Annotated in this window: 14 protein-coding genes; 7 read left to right on the top strand and 7 right to left on the bottom strand. The window is 53.5% G+C overall.

Features of this window, described 5'->3' with window-relative positions; all coding sequences use genetic code 11:
- Positions 1-45: 45 nt before the first annotated feature.
- The 6 genes from EHN07_RS12495 to kefC all read left to right on the top strand — a co-directional run bounded on the left by EHN07_RS12495 (position 46) and on the right by kefC (position 8,887).
- On the top strand, positions 46-549 hold the full coding sequence (locus tag EHN07_RS12495) for a substrate-binding domain-containing protein (RefSeq protein WP_279630496.1): 504 nt from the start codon (positions 46-48) through the stop codon (positions 547-549).
- A gap of 149 nt (positions 550-698) precedes the next feature.
- Positions 699-1,520 carry a 4-hydroxy-tetrahydrodipicolinate reductase gene (gene dapB / locus EHN07_RS12490; RefSeq protein ID WP_124024467.1) on the top strand — a complete coding sequence of 274 codons (822 nt, stop codon included), beginning with the start codon at positions 699-701 and terminating at the stop codon, positions 1,518-1,520.
- Between the two features lie 468 nt (positions 1,521-1,988).
- A complete protein-coding gene (gene carA / locus EHN07_RS12485) occupies positions 1,989-3,137 on the top strand; it encodes a glutamine-hydrolyzing carbamoyl-phosphate synthase small subunit (protein WP_124024462.1) in 1,149 nt (382 codons plus the stop codon).
- 16 nt (positions 3,138-3,153) lie between these two features.
- Positions 3,154-6,378 (top strand): carbamoyl-phosphate synthase large subunit, encoded by a 3,225-nt coding sequence (gene carB / locus EHN07_RS12480; protein WP_124024461.1) that lies wholly within the window; start codon positions 3,154-3,156, stop codon positions 6,376-6,378.
- Between the two features lie 129 nt (positions 6,379-6,507).
- On the top strand, positions 6,508-7,038 hold the full coding sequence (gene kefF, locus EHN07_RS12475) for a glutathione-regulated potassium-efflux system oxidoreductase KefF (RefSeq protein ID WP_124024460.1): 531 nt from the start codon (positions 6,508-6,510) through the stop codon (positions 7,036-7,038).
- Positions 7,031-8,887 (top strand): glutathione-regulated potassium-efflux system protein KefC, encoded by a 1,857-nt coding sequence (gene kefC, locus EHN07_RS12470; RefSeq protein ID WP_124024459.1) that lies wholly within the window; start codon positions 7,031-7,033, stop codon positions 8,885-8,887. The genes kefF and kefC overlap by 8 nt, the downstream gene beginning before the upstream one ends.
- Positions 8,888-8,934: 47 nt before the next feature.
- Here kefC and EHN07_RS12465 read toward each other — a convergent pair whose 3' ends face one another.
- Positions 8,935-9,549 carry a LysE family translocator gene (locus EHN07_RS12465; protein ID WP_124024458.1) on the bottom strand — a complete coding sequence of 205 codons (615 nt, stop codon included), beginning with the start codon at positions 9,547-9,549 and terminating at the stop codon, positions 8,935-8,937.
- 269 nt (positions 9,550-9,818) lie between these two features.
- Here EHN07_RS12465 and folA point away from each other — a divergent pair, with 269 nt between their 5' ends.
- Positions 9,819-10,298 (top strand): type 3 dihydrofolate reductase, encoded by a 480-nt coding sequence (gene folA / locus EHN07_RS12460; protein WP_124024457.1) that lies wholly within the window; start codon positions 9,819-9,821, stop codon positions 10,296-10,298.
- A 70-nt stretch (positions 10,299-10,368) separates the two neighbouring features.
- Here the strand turns inward: folA and apaH are convergent, their stop codons facing one another.
- From apaH to lptD, 6 genes are read right to left on the bottom strand one after another with little or no spacing between them, the layout of a single operon-like run.
- The gene (gene apaH / locus EHN07_RS12455; RefSeq protein WP_124024456.1) at positions 10,369-11,220 is read right to left on the bottom strand and encodes a bis(5'-nucleosyl)-tetraphosphatase (symmetrical) ApaH; all 852 of its coding nucleotides are present in this window, start codon (positions 11,218-11,220) and stop codon (positions 10,369-10,371) included.
- 4 nt (positions 11,221-11,224) lie between these two features.
- The gene (apaG, locus tag EHN07_RS12450; RefSeq protein WP_124024455.1) at positions 11,225-11,602 is read right to left on the bottom strand and encodes a Co2+/Mg2+ efflux protein ApaG; all 378 of its coding nucleotides are present in this window, start codon (positions 11,600-11,602) and stop codon (positions 11,225-11,227) included.
- A 2-nt stretch (positions 11,603-11,604) separates the two neighbouring features.
- Entirely contained in the window at positions 11,605-12,432 is an 828-nt protein-coding gene (gene rsmA / locus EHN07_RS12445) for a 16S rRNA (adenine(1518)-N(6)/adenine(1519)-N(6))-dimethyltransferase RsmA (RefSeq protein ID WP_124024454.1), read from the bottom strand.
- Entirely contained in the window at positions 12,429-13,418 is a 990-nt protein-coding gene (pdxA, locus tag EHN07_RS12440) for a 4-hydroxythreonine-4-phosphate dehydrogenase PdxA (RefSeq protein WP_124024453.1), read from the bottom strand. Before pdxA ends, rsmA begins: the two co-directional genes overlap by 4 nt.
- Complete coding sequence (gene surA, locus EHN07_RS12435; protein WP_124024452.1) at positions 13,411-14,703, bottom strand: peptidylprolyl isomerase SurA; 1,293 nt, start codon at positions 14,701-14,703, stop codon at positions 13,411-13,413. Before surA ends, pdxA begins: the two co-directional genes overlap by 8 nt.
- A gap of 53 nt (positions 14,704-14,756) precedes the next feature.
- The gene (gene lptD / locus EHN07_RS12430) at positions 14,757-17,135 is read right to left on the bottom strand and encodes an LPS assembly protein LptD (protein WP_124024451.1); all 2,379 of its coding nucleotides are present in this window, start codon (positions 17,133-17,135) and stop codon (positions 14,757-14,759) included.
- Between the last annotated feature and the right edge of the window lie 152 nt (positions 17,136-17,287).

Raw genomic sequence — 17,287 nt, 5'->3', positions numbered from 1 at the left:
CCTTAAACGATCAGCATTAATCGGCAGGTACTTTTATTTACCGATTTGAGTCGGGAAACCATGGTTCAGCGCTTCGAAGGGTTCAGGCGAGCCTGTCAGGATCACCATCTTGTTTTTGATGAGTCCGAACATCTGCTGGTGACGAAAGGTTACGGCGAGACGGAAGCGCGGACGAATTTTATCAAATATCTTGAGCAGCGCTCTAAAGAACAACTCCCGTCGGCCATTTTATGCGGCGGTGGGGCGATTGCCCGAGCCGTGCTCGGCGAGCTGGAAAAACGCCAGATTCAGGTGCCAGAAGATATTTCCGTGATGAGTTGTGCTTACTCGCATGAAATGGATGAAATAAAATCATTAGGATTAACCGCCGCTTTTCAGCCTTGCCGCGAGCTTGGCAGCGAAGCGGTGTTCATCCTGCAAAGTCGCTTAACGCGCAATATCCGCCCCCGTTTTAATTTATTGCTCCAGGGCTCCATTGAGTTGGGAAGTTCAGTGGCAGATGTGAACTGGCGGCGCAGGGAGCTGTATCAAGCGCACACAATACCCTGAATTGTTTATGGGTTTCATGGCTTTTACTGATAATTACCTCGTTTTGTCATAAATTTCTTATTATCGGTGTTTTCGGGTGGCGGCCTGTACGCGGGCTGGTTAACCTGAGAAGGTTATATATGCAGATTAATAGAGAAAAGAGAGTGGATATGGATGAGTCACAAGTCCGCGTAGCAATTGCGGGTGCGGGTGGTCGCATGGGGCGACAGCTGATTCAGGCTGCATTACTGCTGGATGGCGTAAAACTGGGTGCCGCGCTTGAGCGTACGGGGTCTTCCCTGATTGGCAGTGACGCCGGCGAATTAGCGGGCGTGGAGAAAACAGGCGTGATGGTGAGCGATAGCCTGGATGCGGTGGTGAATGATTTCGACGTATTTATCGATTTCACACGCCCGGAAGGTACGCTCAATCATTTGGCTTTCTGCCGCCAGCACGCTAAAGGCATGGTGATTGGCACCACGGGTTTTGATGAGGCTGGCAAACAGGCGATTGCCGCCGCCGCCGCCGAAGTGCCGATAGTCTTTGCCGCCAACTTTAGCGTTGGCGTGAATGTGATGCTCAAGCTGCTGGAGAAAGCGGCCAAAGTGATGGGGGATTACACCGATATCGAAATCATCGAAGCGCACCATCGTCATAAAGTTGATGCGCCGTCAGGTACGGCGCTGGCGATGGGCGAAGCCATTGCTCAGGCGATGGACAAAGACTTAAAAGAGTGCGCCGTTTACTCCCGCGAAGGGTACACCGGCGAGCGCGTGCCAGGCATTATTGGCTTTGCCACCGTACGGGCGGGCGACATTATTGGTGAACATACGGCAATGTTTGCGGACATCGGCGAGCGTATTGAAATCAGCCATAAAGCCTCCAGTCGCATGACTTTTGCCAATGGCGCTGTCAGGTCTGCACTGTGGGTGAATGCGCTAAAAAGTGGCCTCTATGATATGCGTGACGTGCTTGCTCTCAACAGTTTATAAGTATTATTACCCGTCGTGATGTGGTTATTGCAATCATAACTATTTGATTGAGTGGGCAATATTTTATTGCCCTTTTTTATTTGTTATTTTTTCATCGTCTTGTGTTGTTTTTGACGTTTAATTGCTTATAAATTTCACTTATCTCCATGCCTGTACTGCTATTCAGGCTAAATTTGACCATCTGGTCCACTTTTTATACCTCCGACCCTTGCGTTACCATTCATTACGCCCCGCAACCGATTACGCATCTTAGGTTAGCTGTTGATTTCAGCGCTCAATTATAGTTTTTTGCATCAGCTAGCTAAAAAACCCATAAAAAGTTGCGCTTATGGTAGACTTTTGCCCGGCCTCTCACTAGAATGCCGCCGTTTGTCAAAAATCCAAATGACAGGCTGTTTTGCATTGATTCAGGAAATGGTTTTGAATTAATATGCAAATAAATTGACTGTTTATTCCCTGGAGGGCGTTTTGATTAAGTCAGCAATATTGGTTCTGGAAGACGGAACCCAATTCCACGGTCGGGCCATTGGGGCATCGGGTTCGGCCATTGGGGAAGTCGTTTTCAACACCTCTTTGACCGGTTATCAAGAAATCCTCACTGATCCTTCCTACTCCCGCCAGATCGTCACTCTTACTTATCCCCATATCGGCAATGTCGGCACCAATGCTGCTGACGAAGAATCCTCCCAGGTACATGCGCAAGGCCTCGTCATTCGTGACCTGCCGCTGATTGCCAGCAATTACCGCAATACCGAAGACCTCTCTTCCTACCTTAAACGCCATAACATTGTGGCGATTGCCGATATCGATACCCGTAAGCTGACCCGTATTCTGCGCGAAAAAGGGGCACAGAACGGCTGCATTATTGCCGGTGACAACCTCGACGTTACCCTGGCGCTGGGAAAAGCGAAGGCATTCCCGGGGCTTAACGGTATGGACCTCGCGAAAGAGGTGACCACCCGGGAAGCGTATAGCTGGCAGCAGGGGAGCTGGACGCTTGAAGGCGAACTGCCAGAAGCGGCCAAAGAAGAAGATTTACCGTTCCATGTCGTGGCCTACGATTACGGCGTGAAGCGTAATATTCTGCGTATGCTGGTTGACCGCGGCTGCCGCCTGACGGTAGTTCCGGCACAAACGCCAGCAGAAGAAGTGCTGAAGATGAATCCGGACGGCATCTTCCTCTCGAACGGCCCCGGTGACCCGGCGCCGTGTGACTACGCCATCAGCGCCATCAAATCCTTCCTCGAAACCGACGTGCCGGTATTCGGTATCTGCCTGGGCCACCAGCTGCTGGCTCTGGCGAGTGGCGCGAAAACCGTGAAGATGAAGTTCGGCCACCACGGCGGCAACCACCCGGTTAAAGATTTGGACCGCGATTGCGTGATGATTACCGCGCAGAACCACGGGTTTGCTGTTGATGAAGAGACACTTCCGGCAAACCTGCGCGTGACGCACAAGTCACTGTTCGATGGCACGCTGCAAGGCATCCATCGTACCGATAAAGCGGCTTTCAGCTTCCAGGGACACCCGGAAGCCAGCCCGGGCCCGCACGATGCGGCGCCGCTGTTTGACCATTTTATCGAGTTAATCGAGCAATATCGTCAGTCTGCTAAATAATCAGGAGCTAAATAAAATGCCAAAACGTACAGATATAAAAAGCATCCTGATCCTCGGCGCAGGCCCAATTGTTATCGGCCAGGCGTGTGAGTTCGACTATTCCGGCGCGCAGGCGTGTAAAGCGCTGCGTGAAGAGGGTTACCGCGTCATTCTGGTGAACTCCAACCCGGCAACGATTATGACCGACCCGGAAATGGCCGATGCGACTTACATCGAACCGATTCACTGGGAAGTGGTGCGCAAAATCATCGAAAAAGAGCGCCCGGACGCGGTGCTGCCAACCATGGGCGGCCAGACCGCGCTGAACTGTGCGCTGGAGCTGGAACGCCAGGGCGTGCTGGCCGAGTTTGGCGTCACCATGATTGGTGCCACCGCTGACGCGATTGATAAAGCTGAAGACCGCCGCCGTTTCGACGTGGCGATGAAAAAAATCGGCCTTGATACTGCGCGCTCCGGCATCGCTCACAATATGGAAGAAGCGCTGGCGGTTGCCGCTGACGTGGGCTATCCGTGCATTATCCGCCCATCATTTACCATGGGTGGCACCGGCGGCGGTATTGCTTACAACCGTGAAGAATTCGAAGAAATCTGCGAGCGCGGTCTGGATCTTTCGCCAACCAAAGAGCTGCTGATTGACGAATCGCTGATTGGCTGGAAAGAGTACGAGATGGAAGTGGTGCGTGATAAAAACGACAACTGCATCATCGTCTGCTCTATCGAAAACCTTGACCCGATGGGCATCCACACCGGTGACTCCATCACCGTAGCGCCAGCCCAAACGCTGACCGACAAAGAATACCAAATCATGCGTAACGCCTCGATGGCGGTGCTGCGTGAAATCGGCGTCGAAACCGGCGGCTCAAACGTGCAGTTCTCGGTTAACCCGAAAACTGGCCGCCTGATTGTTATCGAGATGAACCCGCGTGTGTCGCGTTCTTCTGCTCTGGCGTCTAAAGCAACCGGCTTCCCGATTGCCAAAGTGGCGGCGAAACTGGCCGTGGGTTACACCCTTGATGAGCTGATGAACGATATCACCGGCGGCAAAACTCCGGCCTCGTTCGAACCGTCCATCGACTACGTTGTGACTAAAATCCCTCGCTTTAACTTCGAAAAATTCGTCGGTGCTAATGACCGTCTGACGACGCAGATGAAATCTGTCGGTGAAGTGATGGCGATTGGCCGCACGCAGCAGGAATCCCTGCAAAAAGCTTTGCGCGGCCTGGAAGTGGGCGCGACCGGTTTTGACCCGAAAGTGAGCCTGGATGACCCGGAAGCCCTGACCAAAATTCGCCGTGAGCTGAAAGACGCAGGCGCTGAGCGTATCTGGTACGTGGCTGACGCCTTCCGCGCAGGCCTGTCTGTTGATGGCGTGTTCAACCTGACCAACATCGACCGCTGGTTCCTGGTACAAATCGAAGAGCTGGTGCGCCTGGAAGAGAAAGTCGAAGAAGTCGGTATCACCGGGCTGGACTATGACTTCCTGCGGATGCTCAAGCGTAAAGGCTTTGCCGATGCGCGCCTGGCGAAACTGGCTGGCGTGCGTGAGTCAGAAATTCGCAAACTGCGCGAACAGTATAAGCTGCACCCGGTTTATAAGCGTGTTGATACCTGTGCGGCGGAGTTCTCCACCGACACCGCGTATATGTACTCCACTTATGAAGACGAGTGTGAAGCGAACCCGAACAACGACCGTGACAAAATCATGGTGCTGGGCGGTGGCCCGAACCGTATCGGCCAGGGTATCGAATTCGACTACTGCTGCGTGCATGCTTCTCTGGCACTGCGTGAGGACGGTTACGAAACCATCATGGTTAACTGTAACCCGGAAACTGTGTCTACCGACTATGACACTTCCGACCGCCTGTACTTCGAGCCGGTAACGCTGGAAGACGTGCTGGAAATCGTGCGCGTTGAGAAGCCAAAAGGCGTTATCGTGCAGTACGGCGGCCAGACTCCGCTGAAGCTGGCGCGTGAACTGGAAGCCGCAGGCGTGCCGATTATCGGCACCAGCCCGGATGCCATTGACCGTGCAGAAGACCGTGAGCGCTTCCAGCACGCGGTTGACCGCCTGAAGCTGAAGCAGCCTGCCAACGCCACCGTTACCACCATCGAAATGGCGGTAGAGAAAGCGGCGCAGATTGGCTACCCGCTGGTGGTTCGCCCATCCTACGTTCTGGGTGGCCGCGCGATGGAAATCGTGTATGACGAAATCGACCTGCGTCGTTACTTCCAGACCGCGGTCAGCGTTTCTAACGACGCTCCAGTGCTGCTCGACCGCTTCCTTGACGATGCGGTAGAAGTGGATGTTGACGCCATTTGCGACGGTGAAACCGTGCTGATTGGCGGGATCATGGAGCACATCGAACAGGCTGGCGTTCACTCCGGTGACTCCGCATGTTCTCTGCCCGCGTACACGCTGAGCCAGGAAATCCAGGATGTGATGCGCCAACAGGTGCAGAAACTGGCCTTCGAGCTGCAGGTTCGCGGCCTGATGAACGTGCAGTTTGCGGTGAAAGATAACGAAGTCTACCTGATTGAAGTGAACCCGCGTGCGGCGCGTACCGTACCGTTTGTCTCCAAAGCAACCGGAATGGCGCTGGCGAAAGTGGCGGCGCGTGTGATGGTTGGCCAGACGCTGGTTCAGCAAGGTATGACCAAAGAGATCATTCCACCGTATTACTCGGTGAAAGAAGTGGTTCTGCCGTTCAACAAGTTCCCGGGCGTTGACCCACTGTTAGGGCCAGAAATGCGTTCTACCGGTGAAGTGATGGGCGTGGGCCGCACCTTTGCAGAAGCGTTCTCTAAAGCGATGCTGGGCAGCCAATCCACCATGCGTAAGCCGGGCCGCGCGCTGCTTTCCGTGCGCGAAGGCGACAAAAAACGCGTGGTAGACCTGGCGGCTAAATTGCTGAAGCAGGGCTTCGAGCTGGATGCGACTCACGGTACTGCGGTGGTGTTAGGCGAAGCCGGTATTAACCCACGCCTGGTGAACAAGGTGCATGAAGGCCGTCCGCACATTCAGGACCGTATCAAGAATGGCGAATACACCTACATCATCAACACCACGGCGGGCCGTCAGGCGATTGAGGATTCCAAACTTATCCGCCGCAGCGCGCTGCAATATAAAGTGCATTACGACACCACGTTGAACGGCGGTTTCGCAACCGCGATGGCATTAAATGCTGATGCCACGGAAAAAGTGATTTCTGTTCAGGAAATGCACGCGCAGATCGCCAAATAAAATTGGCTTGTTCAGTCTGCTAAGGCTTACTTCGGTGGGCCTTTTTTTTGTGATAAAAATCACGGATGTAGGCTGATTTTCATTAACCGTCTACACTGTGATGATTCCAGCGCCGGGACAAGCAACGCCATGATTTTGATTATTTATGCACATCCTTACCCGCAGCACTCTCATGCCAACAAAAAAATGCTCCAACAGGCGTCACTTTTGCCCGATGTGGAAGTGCGCTCGCTGTATGAGCTATACCCGGATTTCAATATTGATATTGCCGCCGAACAGCAGGCTTTAAGCCGCGCTGAGCTGGTTATCTGGCAGCATCCGATGCAGTGGTACAGCATGCCGCCGCTGATGAAGCTATGGATCGATAAAGTGCTGGCTCACGGCTGGGCGTACGGCCAGGGTGGAACGGCGCTGCGTGGCAAGCAGGTAATGTGGGCGGTGACCACCGGCGGTGGCGAGGGTCACTTTGATCTCGGTGACCATCCCGGTTTTGATGTGCTCGGGCAGCCGTTACAAGCGACAGCACTTTACTGCGGTATGAACTGGCTACCGCACTTCACCATCCATTTCACGTTTGTCTGCGATGAAAATACCCTCGAGGTACAAGCTGAAATGTACAAACAACGCTTGCTCGACTGGCAGGAGGCGAACCATGGATAGCCACAGCATGTTGCAGGTGCTGATTTACCTTGGGGCTGCCGCGATAATCGTGCCGATTGCGGTGCGGCTTGGGCTCGGTTCAGTGCTGGGTTATCTGATAGCCGGTTGTATTATCGGCCCCTGGGGGTTACGGCTGGTCACAGATGCCGAGACTATTTTGCATTTTGCGGAAATTGGCGTGGTGCTGATGCTGTTTGTCATCGGCCTCGAACTCGATCCGCGACGCTTGTGGACGCTGCGCGCATCGGTGTTTGGCGGCGGTGCATTACAAATGGTGGCGTGTGGCTTGCTGCTCGGGTTGTTCTGCATGTTCTTAGGTTTACGCTGGCAGGTGGCCGCGTTAATTGGCCTGACGCTGGCGCTATCATCCACCGCGATTGCTATGCAGGCGATGAACGAACGTAACCTGACGCTCTCGCAAATGGGGCGCGGGGCATTTGCCGTGTTGTTATTCCAGGATATCGCGGCGATCCCATTAGTGGCGATGATTCCCCTGCTTGCCACAAGTAGCGCGGCTACCACCCTGGGCGCATTTTCCATTTCGGCACTGAAAGTGGTTGGCGCTTTGGCGGTGGTGGTACTGCTTGGGCGCTATGTCACACGCCCGGTGCTGCGGTTTGTGGCACGTTCCGGCTTACGTGAAGTGTTCAGCGCCATGGCGTTGTTTATGGTGTTTGGCTTCGGTTTATTGCTTGAGGAAGCCGGGCTTTCGATGGCGATGGGCGCGTTTCTGGCGGGGGTTTTACTGGCGAGTTCTGAATATCGCCACGCGCTGGAAAGCGATATCGAACCTTTCAAAGGGCTGCTGCTGGGGCTGTTTTTCATCGGCGTGGGGATGTCGATAGACTTCGGCACGCTGTGGGAAAACCCTCTGCGAATTGTTGCGCTGCTATTTGGCTTCCTGGCGATTAAAATCATCACGCTATGGATTGTGGCAAAACCGCTAAGCGTGCCGCGCAAACAGCGGCGCTGGTTTGCCGTTCTGCTCGGGCAGGGTAGTGAATTCGCCTTTGTGATTTTTGGCACCGCGCGCATGGCGCAGGTGCTGGACGACAGCTGGGCAAAATCGCTGACGCTTGCGGTGGCGCTCTCTATGGCAGCAACGCCGCTGCTGCTGGTGTTGCTCAATCGCCTGGAAAAATCTGGCAAAGAGCAGGCGCGTGAAGCCGACGAAATCGACGAAGAGCAGCCGCGCGTGATCGTTGCAGGCTTCGGGCGCTTCGGGCAAATCGCCGGACGTTTGTTGCTGACCAGCGGGGTGAAAATGGTGGTTCTTGACCACGATCCTGACCACATTGAGACGCTGCGTAAGTTTGGTACCAAAGTGTTTTATGGTGACGCGACGCGCGTGGATTTACTGGAATCTGCGGGTGCTGCGAAAGCGGAAGTGCTGATCAACGCCATCGACGACCCCGACGCCAATATGCAGCTAGCCGAACGGGTGCGGGAGCACTTCCCGCATCTGAAAGTGATTGCCCGTGCGCGCGATCTTGACCACTTTATTCGCCTGCGTCAGCTAGGGGTGGAGCAGCCTGAACGCGAGACATTTGAAGGGGCATTGAAAGTGGGGCGCCAGGCGCTTGAGGGGCTGGGGGTGGGAAGCTACGAAGCCCGGGAGCGCGCCGATCATTTCCGCCGCTTTAACAGGCAAATGGTTGAAGAGATGGTTCCGGCTCCAGACTGGTCAGCCCGGGCCGACGTGCTTAAACGTACCAGTGCGATGCTGACTGAAGTGATTAACGAAGACCGTTCGCATCTGAACGTGATTCAGCGCCATGGCTGGCAGGGAACGGAAGAGGGGCTGCATTCGGGAAAGTTGGCGGATGAACCGCCGGTCAAACCGCAATAACAAAATCGCGGTAGGTGGATAAGCGCAGTTGCGCCATCCACTTTTTTTTAGCTCAATGCGACTTTGATCCCAAGCGCTATCAGCATGCCGCCCAGCAGCTTATCGATAATCTTCTGGGCTTTGGCAAGGCCGCGGCGCACCGGTTCGCTCTGAATCAGCACCACTAATAGCGGCCACCAGACCACTGACAGCATCAGGATAACGCCCGCATACCAGAGTTTTTCCATGGTGCCGGAGTTCACGCTCAATACCTGGGTGAAGACGGAAAGGAAAAACAGCGTTGCTTTGGGATTGAGCAGGTTGCACAAATAACCCTGTAAGAAGGCTTTTTTCAGCGTGGTTTGCTGGCGTTCAATATTGCTGACGTCCATTTTGCTGCCGCCGCGAGCCAGCAACGCCTGCAGGCCCACCCAGATCAGATAAGCCGCGCCGGCATATTTCAGCAGGTCGAACAGCCATGGCGTCGTGGTGATCACCACCGCAAGCCCAGCCACGCAATAGGTCATATGAGTGGCGACGCCGCCGATCACGCCGAGCGAAGTCATCATTGCGGCAACGCGCGGGTAGCGGGCAGCATTTTTAATCACCAGAAAGAAATCAGGCCCGGGAGAAAGCATCCCTAACGTGGCAATGGTGGCGACAAAAAGCGTGGTTTCTAACATGGTTTAATCCACAACAGATAAAGAAACGTGAACTATACCGCAGCTATCAGATATTCCTATAACGTAAGGGACGACAGTGAAGAATTTTTTACGACGCTTCTGGCGCTTTTATGCTAACCCGTTGTTCCTGCTCAATCAGGAAGCAATACGTTACGCGTTTACAGTAGCAGAACAAAAAAATTCTCTCAGACATGCCCGCGGACAGTCGACGAAAGAATGCGCTTTCCGTATAGTGGCGGCAATTTTTTCACCACCCCTGGATTACTAGAATGATCAGTCTGATTGCTGCATTAGCGGTAGATCGTGTTATTGGTATGGAAAACGCCATGCCCTGGGATTTGCCTGCCGATCTGGCATGGTTTAAACGTAATACGTTGAATAAACCTGTCGTGATGGGGCGCCTGACCTGGGAATCTATCGGTCGCCCGCTGCCGGGCCGCAAGAATATCGTCATCAGTAGCAAACCTGGCTCCGATGAGCGCGTGGAGTGGGTTTCGTCGGTGGAAGAGGCGATTAAGGCCTGTGGTGATGCGCAAGAGATTATGGTGATTGGCGGCGGGCGTGTTTACGAACAGTTCCTGCCGAAAGCACAGCGCCTGTATCTGACGCACATCGATGCTGAAGTTGAAGGGGACACGCACTTCCCGGATTACAACCCGGACGAGTGGCAGTCAACGTTCAGCGAATTCCATGATGCCGACGAGAATAACTCTCATGGCTACTGTTTCGAAGTGCTGGAACGTCGTTAAGACGCGCAGGAAAAGTCTGGTTGCTGACAAAGAAGGAAAAACGGGGTTTTTCCTTCTTTTTGTTTATTGCTTATGAAGCGATAGCCGTCTCACCACCGCCGACATCGGGCCTGCGATTGGATGGCTGAGTGAAATAAGTTTTATCTTCCCAGCGCAGGCAGGTTAGCTCTCCACCCCAGCAGCAACCGGTATCCAGCCCGTAAATCCCTTCTGGCGTACCTTTGCCCTCCAGTGATGCCCAGTGTCCGAAGATGACGGAATACTCAGCGGTTACCGGGCCCGGGATGGCAAACCACGGTTTCAGCGGTGCAGGCGCGCTTTCCGGCGTGTCTTTGCAGTACATATCCAGCTGCCCATTCGGGAAGCAATAACGCATGCGGGTCAGCGAGTTAGTAATGAACCGCAGCCGGGCAAGCCCCGAGAGCTCCGGCGACCAGTTGTTTGGCATATCGCCATACATCGCATCAAGGAATAACGGGTAACTGTCGCTCGACAGCACCGCTTCGACATCACGTGCGCAGGCTATGGCAGTATTCAGATCCCACTGTGGCGTAATCCCCGCGTGAGCCATCACCAGCTTTTTCTCTTCATCAACCTGCAGCAGAGGCTGGCGGCGTAGCCAGTTAAGCAGCTCGTCGGCATCGGGCGCTTCGAGCAGCGGAGAGACGCGATCTTTAGGCTTATTGCGGCTGATACCGGCATAAACGGCAAGAAGGTGGAGATCGTGGTTACCGAGGACGATACGCGCGCTCTCACCGAGCTCTCGCACGTAACGCAGCACTTCAAGCGAGCCGGGGCCACGCGCGACAAGATCGCCCGTAAGCCATAAAACATCTTTGCCAGGCGTAAATTCAACCTGTTGCAGCAGGGCGAGTAGTTCATCGTAACAGCCGTGAACGTCGCCAATCAGGTAGGTAGACATCGTATCAGTGAATGAAGGCTGGAATAGCCAGACGGAATACGGGAATAGCGACGCGGAAAGCTTCGCCCTGGGAGTCGACCATTTCATAATGGCCTTGCATGGTGCCAAGCGGTGTTTCGAGTACCGCACCGCTGGTATAGCTGTATTCGTTGCCCGGTTCAATATGCGGCTGGACGCCAATTACGCCCTCGCCCTGAACTTCAGTTTCATGGCCGTTGCCGTTGGTGATAAGCCAGTAGCGGCCAAGCAATTGTACCGGTGTTCGCCCCAGGTTGCGGATGGTGACGGTATAAGCAAAGACGAAGCGTTGGTTCTCAGGTGAGGACTGCGATTCGATATAAACGCTTTGTACCTGAATGCATACGCGGGGCGAATTTAACATCGTTAACTCTCCTTCGGCTGCTGCTGTGGATGCTCAGCCAAATAGTTTGCCAGTTGACAGTACTGTGCAACCGAGATGTTTTCAGCACGCAGGGTTGCATCAATACCCAATTCAGCCATCACTTCCGGGCTGAACAGGTGGCCCAGGCTGTTACGAATCGTTTTGCGACGCTTATTAAAGGCTTCAGTGGTGATGCGGCTTAACACGCGCAGCTCTTTCACCGGGTTGGGTATTGTCGCATGTGGAACCAGGCGCACAACGGCAGAATCAACTTTCGGTGCCGGCGTGAAGGCCGTTGGCGGCACTTCAAGTACTGGAATCACATTGCAATAATATTGCGCCATGACGGATAAACGACCGTACGCTTTACAGTTGGGACCCGCAACTAAACGGTTTACCACCTCTTTTTGCAGCATAAAATGCATGTCTGCAATGGCATCAGTATAGCTAAAGAGATGGAACATCAATGGCGTGGAGATGTTATACGGCAGGTTGCCGAATACGCGCAACGGCTGGCCGATTTTTTGCGACAGCTCGCCAAAATCCATGGTCATGGCATCCTGCTGATAAATCGTCAGCTTAGGCGCCAGGAACGGATGCGTTTGCAGACGGGCTGCAAGATCGCGGTCCAGCTCGATAACGGTCATCTCATCCAGGCGTTCACCCACAGGCTCGGTTAATGCGCCGAGGCCGGGGCCGATTTCAACCATCGCCTGGCCTTTTAGTGGATTAATAGCAGAGACAATACTGTCGATAACGAACTGGTCATTAAGGAAGTTTTGTCCAAAACGTTTACGGGCTAAATGGCCCTGGTGGACACGAGTATTCATTGAGTATTAACAATCATCTTGATGGCGAGATTAAGCGCCGTAGTAAAACTGCCGACATCGGCTTTCCCAAGACCCGCCAGTTCTAGCGCGGTGCCGTGGTCAACCGAAGTGCGGATAAAAGGTAAGCCCAGCGTGATATTTACCGCGCGGCCAAATCCCTGGTATTTGAGTACCGGGAGGCCCTGATCGTGGTACATCGCCAGTACTGCGTCGGCACAATCGAGATACTTCGGCTGAAACAGCGTATCTGCCGGTAGCGGGCCAGAAAGCTTCATTCCCAGAGCGCGCATTTCATTGAGCACGGGAATGATGGTATCAATTTCTTCCGTCCCCATGTGGCCGCCTTCCCCGGCATGGGGGTTGAGGCCACAAACCAGCACGTGCGGCTGCGCGATACCAAACCTGGTTTGCAGGTCATGATACAGGATGATGATTATCTGGCGTAATAAATCTGGCGTTATCGCATCACTAATGGCTTTGAGCGGCAGATGCGTGGTCACCAGCGCGACGCGCAACTCTTCGGTTGCCAGCATCATCACCACTTTTTCGCTGTGTGAACGCTCTTCAAAAAATTCGGTATGGCCGCTAAAGGGAATACCGGCATCGTTAATAATGCCTTTATGTACCGGGCCGGTGATCAGTGCGGCAAACTCGCCGTTAATACAGCCATCACAGGCACGGGCCAGCATCTCGACCACATAGGCACTGTTTCTCACATCCAGCTGTCCCGGGACGACTGGAGCGCGTAATTCGACAGGAAGAACGGTGAGCGTGCCAGCAGCTTGCGGGCTTGCCGGCGTGCCGGGCTGGTAAGATTTAATCCTCAGAGGAAGGCCGAGCAGGGCTGCTCGTTCCAGCAGCAGTTCAGGCGAAGCGGCGACAACCAGTTCAACGGGCCAGTCGCGGCTTGCCAGCGCGATGACCAGGTCGGGGCCAATCCCGGCGGGTTCGCCGGGAGTGATGACCACGCGATGGATATTAGCCATTGCTACCAATAACTTTTACGTAAGCGGAGGCGCGTTGTTCCTGCATCCAGGTCTGCGCTTCTTCAGAGAACTTACGGTTGAACAGCATACGATACGCACGATCTTTCTGTGCCGCATCGGTCTTATCAACGTTGCGGGTATTCATCAGTTCAATCAGGTGCCAGCCAAATGAGGAGTGAACTGGCGCACTCATTTCGCCTTTGTGCATTCTGGAAAGCGCATCACGGAAAGCCGGATCGTAGATCTCTGTCGATGCCCAACCTAAATCACCGCCCTGGTTAGCCGAGCCGGGATCTTCAGAGAAAGATTTGGCTGCCGCAGCGAAGGTGGTTTTGCCGCTCTTAATATCCGCCGCGATCTGGTTCAGTTTAGCGCGCGCCTGATCGTCACTCATAATGGGGGATGATTTCAGCAAGATATGGCGGGCATGCACTTCAGTCACAGAAATGCTCTGGCTCTGCCCGCGCAAATCGTTCACTTTCAGGATGTGGAAGCCCACGCCTGAACGAATCGGGCCGATGATGTCACCCTTTTTCGCGCTGCTTAACGCCTGGGCGAAAATAGACGGTAACTCCTGGATACGGCCCCAACCCATTTGGCCGCCTTTCAGCGCCTGCTGGTCAGCAGAGTAGGTGATTGCCAGTTTGCCGAAATCCGCACCGCTTTGGGCTTGTGCTGCGATATCACGCGCCTGTTTTTCCGCATCATCGACCTGAGCAGAAGACGGGTTTTCTGGCAGTGGGATCAGGATGTGGCTTAAATTCAGCTCGGTGCTGCTGTCGTTTTGGTTGCCCACCTGCTGTGCCAGCGCATCAACTTCTTGCGGCAGGATCGAGACGCGGCGACGCACTTCGTTATTACGCACTTCCGAAATGGTCATCTCTTTGCGGATCTGAGCACGGTAAGTGTTGTAGTTCACCCCGTCATAGGCCAGACGGCTACGCATCTGGTCCATACTCATCTTGTTCTGCGCCGCAATGTCAGCAATGGCTTTATCCAGCTGCTCATCGCTCACCTTGACGCCCATCTTCTGCCCCATCTGCAGGATAATCTGATCCATAATCAGACGTTCCAGAATTTGATGACGCAAAGTGGCATCGTCAGGAAGCTGCTGCCCGGCTTGCTGGGCGCCCGTCTTCACCGACTGCATCATGCCGCTAACATCACTTTCCAGTACCACACCGTTGTTCACTACGGCTGCAACTTTGTCGACCACTTGCGGGGCCGCGAAGGTTGTATTTGCCGCCAGGACGAAACCGAGAAGCAGCGTTCTCCAATTCTTCATACTTTTTCCATTTCTTAGCCGCAAAGCGGACTGCTAATTCTAGTCAAAGTGAATTACATCGAGCTCTGATACGGCAGAATGTTGGAGCGCAACATCTGCTGTGTGCCCAGGCCGTAGTTGGAGCTCAGGCCGCGTAACTCGATGTTAAAGCCAATTACGTTGTCGTATTTGCTTTGGTTTTTTTCCCAGCCGTTAATTTTACGCTCGTAGCCTACACGAATCGCATAACAGCAGGAGTTGTACTGCACGGCCAGCATGGAGTCAGCGGCCTGTTGTGCATTGGTGTCGTAATAATACGCGCCGACAACCGACCAGCGGTCAACAACAGGCCAGCTGGCCGTCATCCCAACCTGTGAAATGCCGTTTTTGTACTGTGGCGCACTAATGTTGATCTTAGAAACAGTTGCACCAATATACTCAGGGCTGGCATAACGGTAGTTCAACTGCACCAGACGATCGTTGTCTTTGCGATATTCAATAACGCCATTGCCGGTAGCAACGTTATCCAGGCGCGTGTCGTACTGAAGCCCACCGCGTAAACCCCAGCGGTCCGTCATACGCCAGTAGGTATCGCCAGCCCAGACTAGCGAACCCGTTTCGTCACCTTTTTCACTATTAATAGCTTCATCACCGGTGCGGGACCGGGTGAAGTAGTAGATTTGACCTACTGAAACGTTAAAACGTTCAACCGCTGCAGCATCATAAATGCGTGAAGTGACGCCGGTAGTCATCTGATTGGCCGATGCGATACGGTCAAGACCACCGTAAGTCCTGTCGCGGAACAGGCCGCTGTAATCAGACTGTAGCAGCGATGAGTCGTAGTTATTAATATTGCTCTGGTCACGATAGGGCACGTACAGATACTGCACGCGCGGTTCCAGGGTCTGAGCCCAGCCTGCGGCAGAGTCCATATCGCGGTCAAAAATCAGCTTGCCGTCCATTTTAAATTGCGGCAACGTACGGTTAACCGATGATTCTAATTTACTTTTAGCATTGACGTTTTTTTCGTATTTTTCGAGATTATCCTGCTGATAATGCGTCGCCAGCAGTTCGGTTTCGGTATTCAGACTTGCCCAACCGTTTGACAGGGGCAGGCTAATCACCGGTTCAAGGTGCAGGCGGGTCGCTTCCGGCATATTGTTATTAAAGTTAGTAAACTTAACCGCCTGGCCATAAATGCGAGTATCAAATGGTCCAACATCATTGTGATAAAAATTGACGTCCAGCTGCGGTTGCGCGCTATATGAATTTTTACCATTATTTTGTTGCGATTCAAAAATCTGGAACTGCTTGGTAGACAGCGTGGCGTCAAAATTTTTGACAGCATAGCCGACGCTAAATTTCTGCGTGGCATAGCCATCGGTACTGGAACCGTATTTTGAATCAAAATCGTTGAAGTAGGTTGGATCGCTGATTTTGGTGTAGTCGATATTAAAACGCCACACCTGATCCATCACGCCGCTATGATTCCAGTAAAATAGCCAGCGGCGATCGTCCTTGTCTTGATTCTGCGGTGGTTTAGCCAGTTGATCTTCTTTGTACTGTTTATCTGACAACAAATAATCGAATTCAATAATCCCCGCCCCCGCTTTGGTCAGATAGCGGAATTCGTTCTGCCACTGAACACCACCGCGCTTATGCATATAGTGCGGTGTGATGGTGGCATCAAAGTTTGGTGCAATATTCCAGTAATACGGAAGCGTGAATTCGAAATAGTTTGTCGTACTGTACTTCGCATTGGGGATCAGGAAACCGGAGCGGCGTTTATCGCCAATCGGCAGCTGCAGGTAAGGGCTATAGAAGACCGGAACCGGGCCGATTTTAAAACGGGCGTTCCAGATTTCAGCCACTTCTTCTTCGCGATCCTGAATCACTTCGCTCCCCACCACGCTCCAGGTATTAGAACCCGGCAGGCAGGAAGTAAAGGTGCCATTTTCCAGAATGGTATAGCGATTATTCGCCCGCTGTTTCATCAGGTCGGCCGTTCCGCGACCCTGGCGGTCTACCATCTGGTAGTCGCCCTTCCAGACGTTGGTATCTTTGGTATTCAGGTTTGACCAGGCTTTCGGCCCCTTCAGAATCACCTGATTATCGTCGTAATGCACGTTGCCCACCGCGTCGACGGTGCGAACCGGGTCGGGTTGGCCCTCAACCTGTTTCTGATGCAGGATCACTTCGTCAGACCGCAGGCGACTGTTGCCTTGCTGAATATCAACGTTGCCGCTAAACACCGCGTCATCAGGATAATTTCCTTTTGCGCTATCGGCATTTATAGTGACGGGCAGGTTGTTGGTATCCCCCTCAATCAAAGGGCGATTGTAACTCGGCACACCAAGCATACACTGCGACGCAAGATCGGCAGCCATGCCTTGTTGGCTATATAACGCTGCGCCAATCAAGGTGGCCAGCAAGGTGGGAATACGTTTTTTCATACGAGTTATTCGTTGTTCCATCATCAATGGCTTAGCGTCGGCAAACGGTCAGAGACTAACTTACTCATCACGGCAGCGCTAGTATTAATCCTGCCGGTTTAGCAGTCTCTCGTTAGGCACCGCGATCAATGACGGGTATGATAAAGCAAATT

The sequence above is a fragment of the Buttiauxella warmboldiae genome (assembly GCF_003818135.1).
GTDB lineage: Bacteria > Pseudomonadota > Gammaproteobacteria > Enterobacterales > Enterobacteriaceae > Buttiauxella > Buttiauxella warmboldiae.
This window is presented reverse-complemented; position numbering and strand designations above follow the sequence as displayed.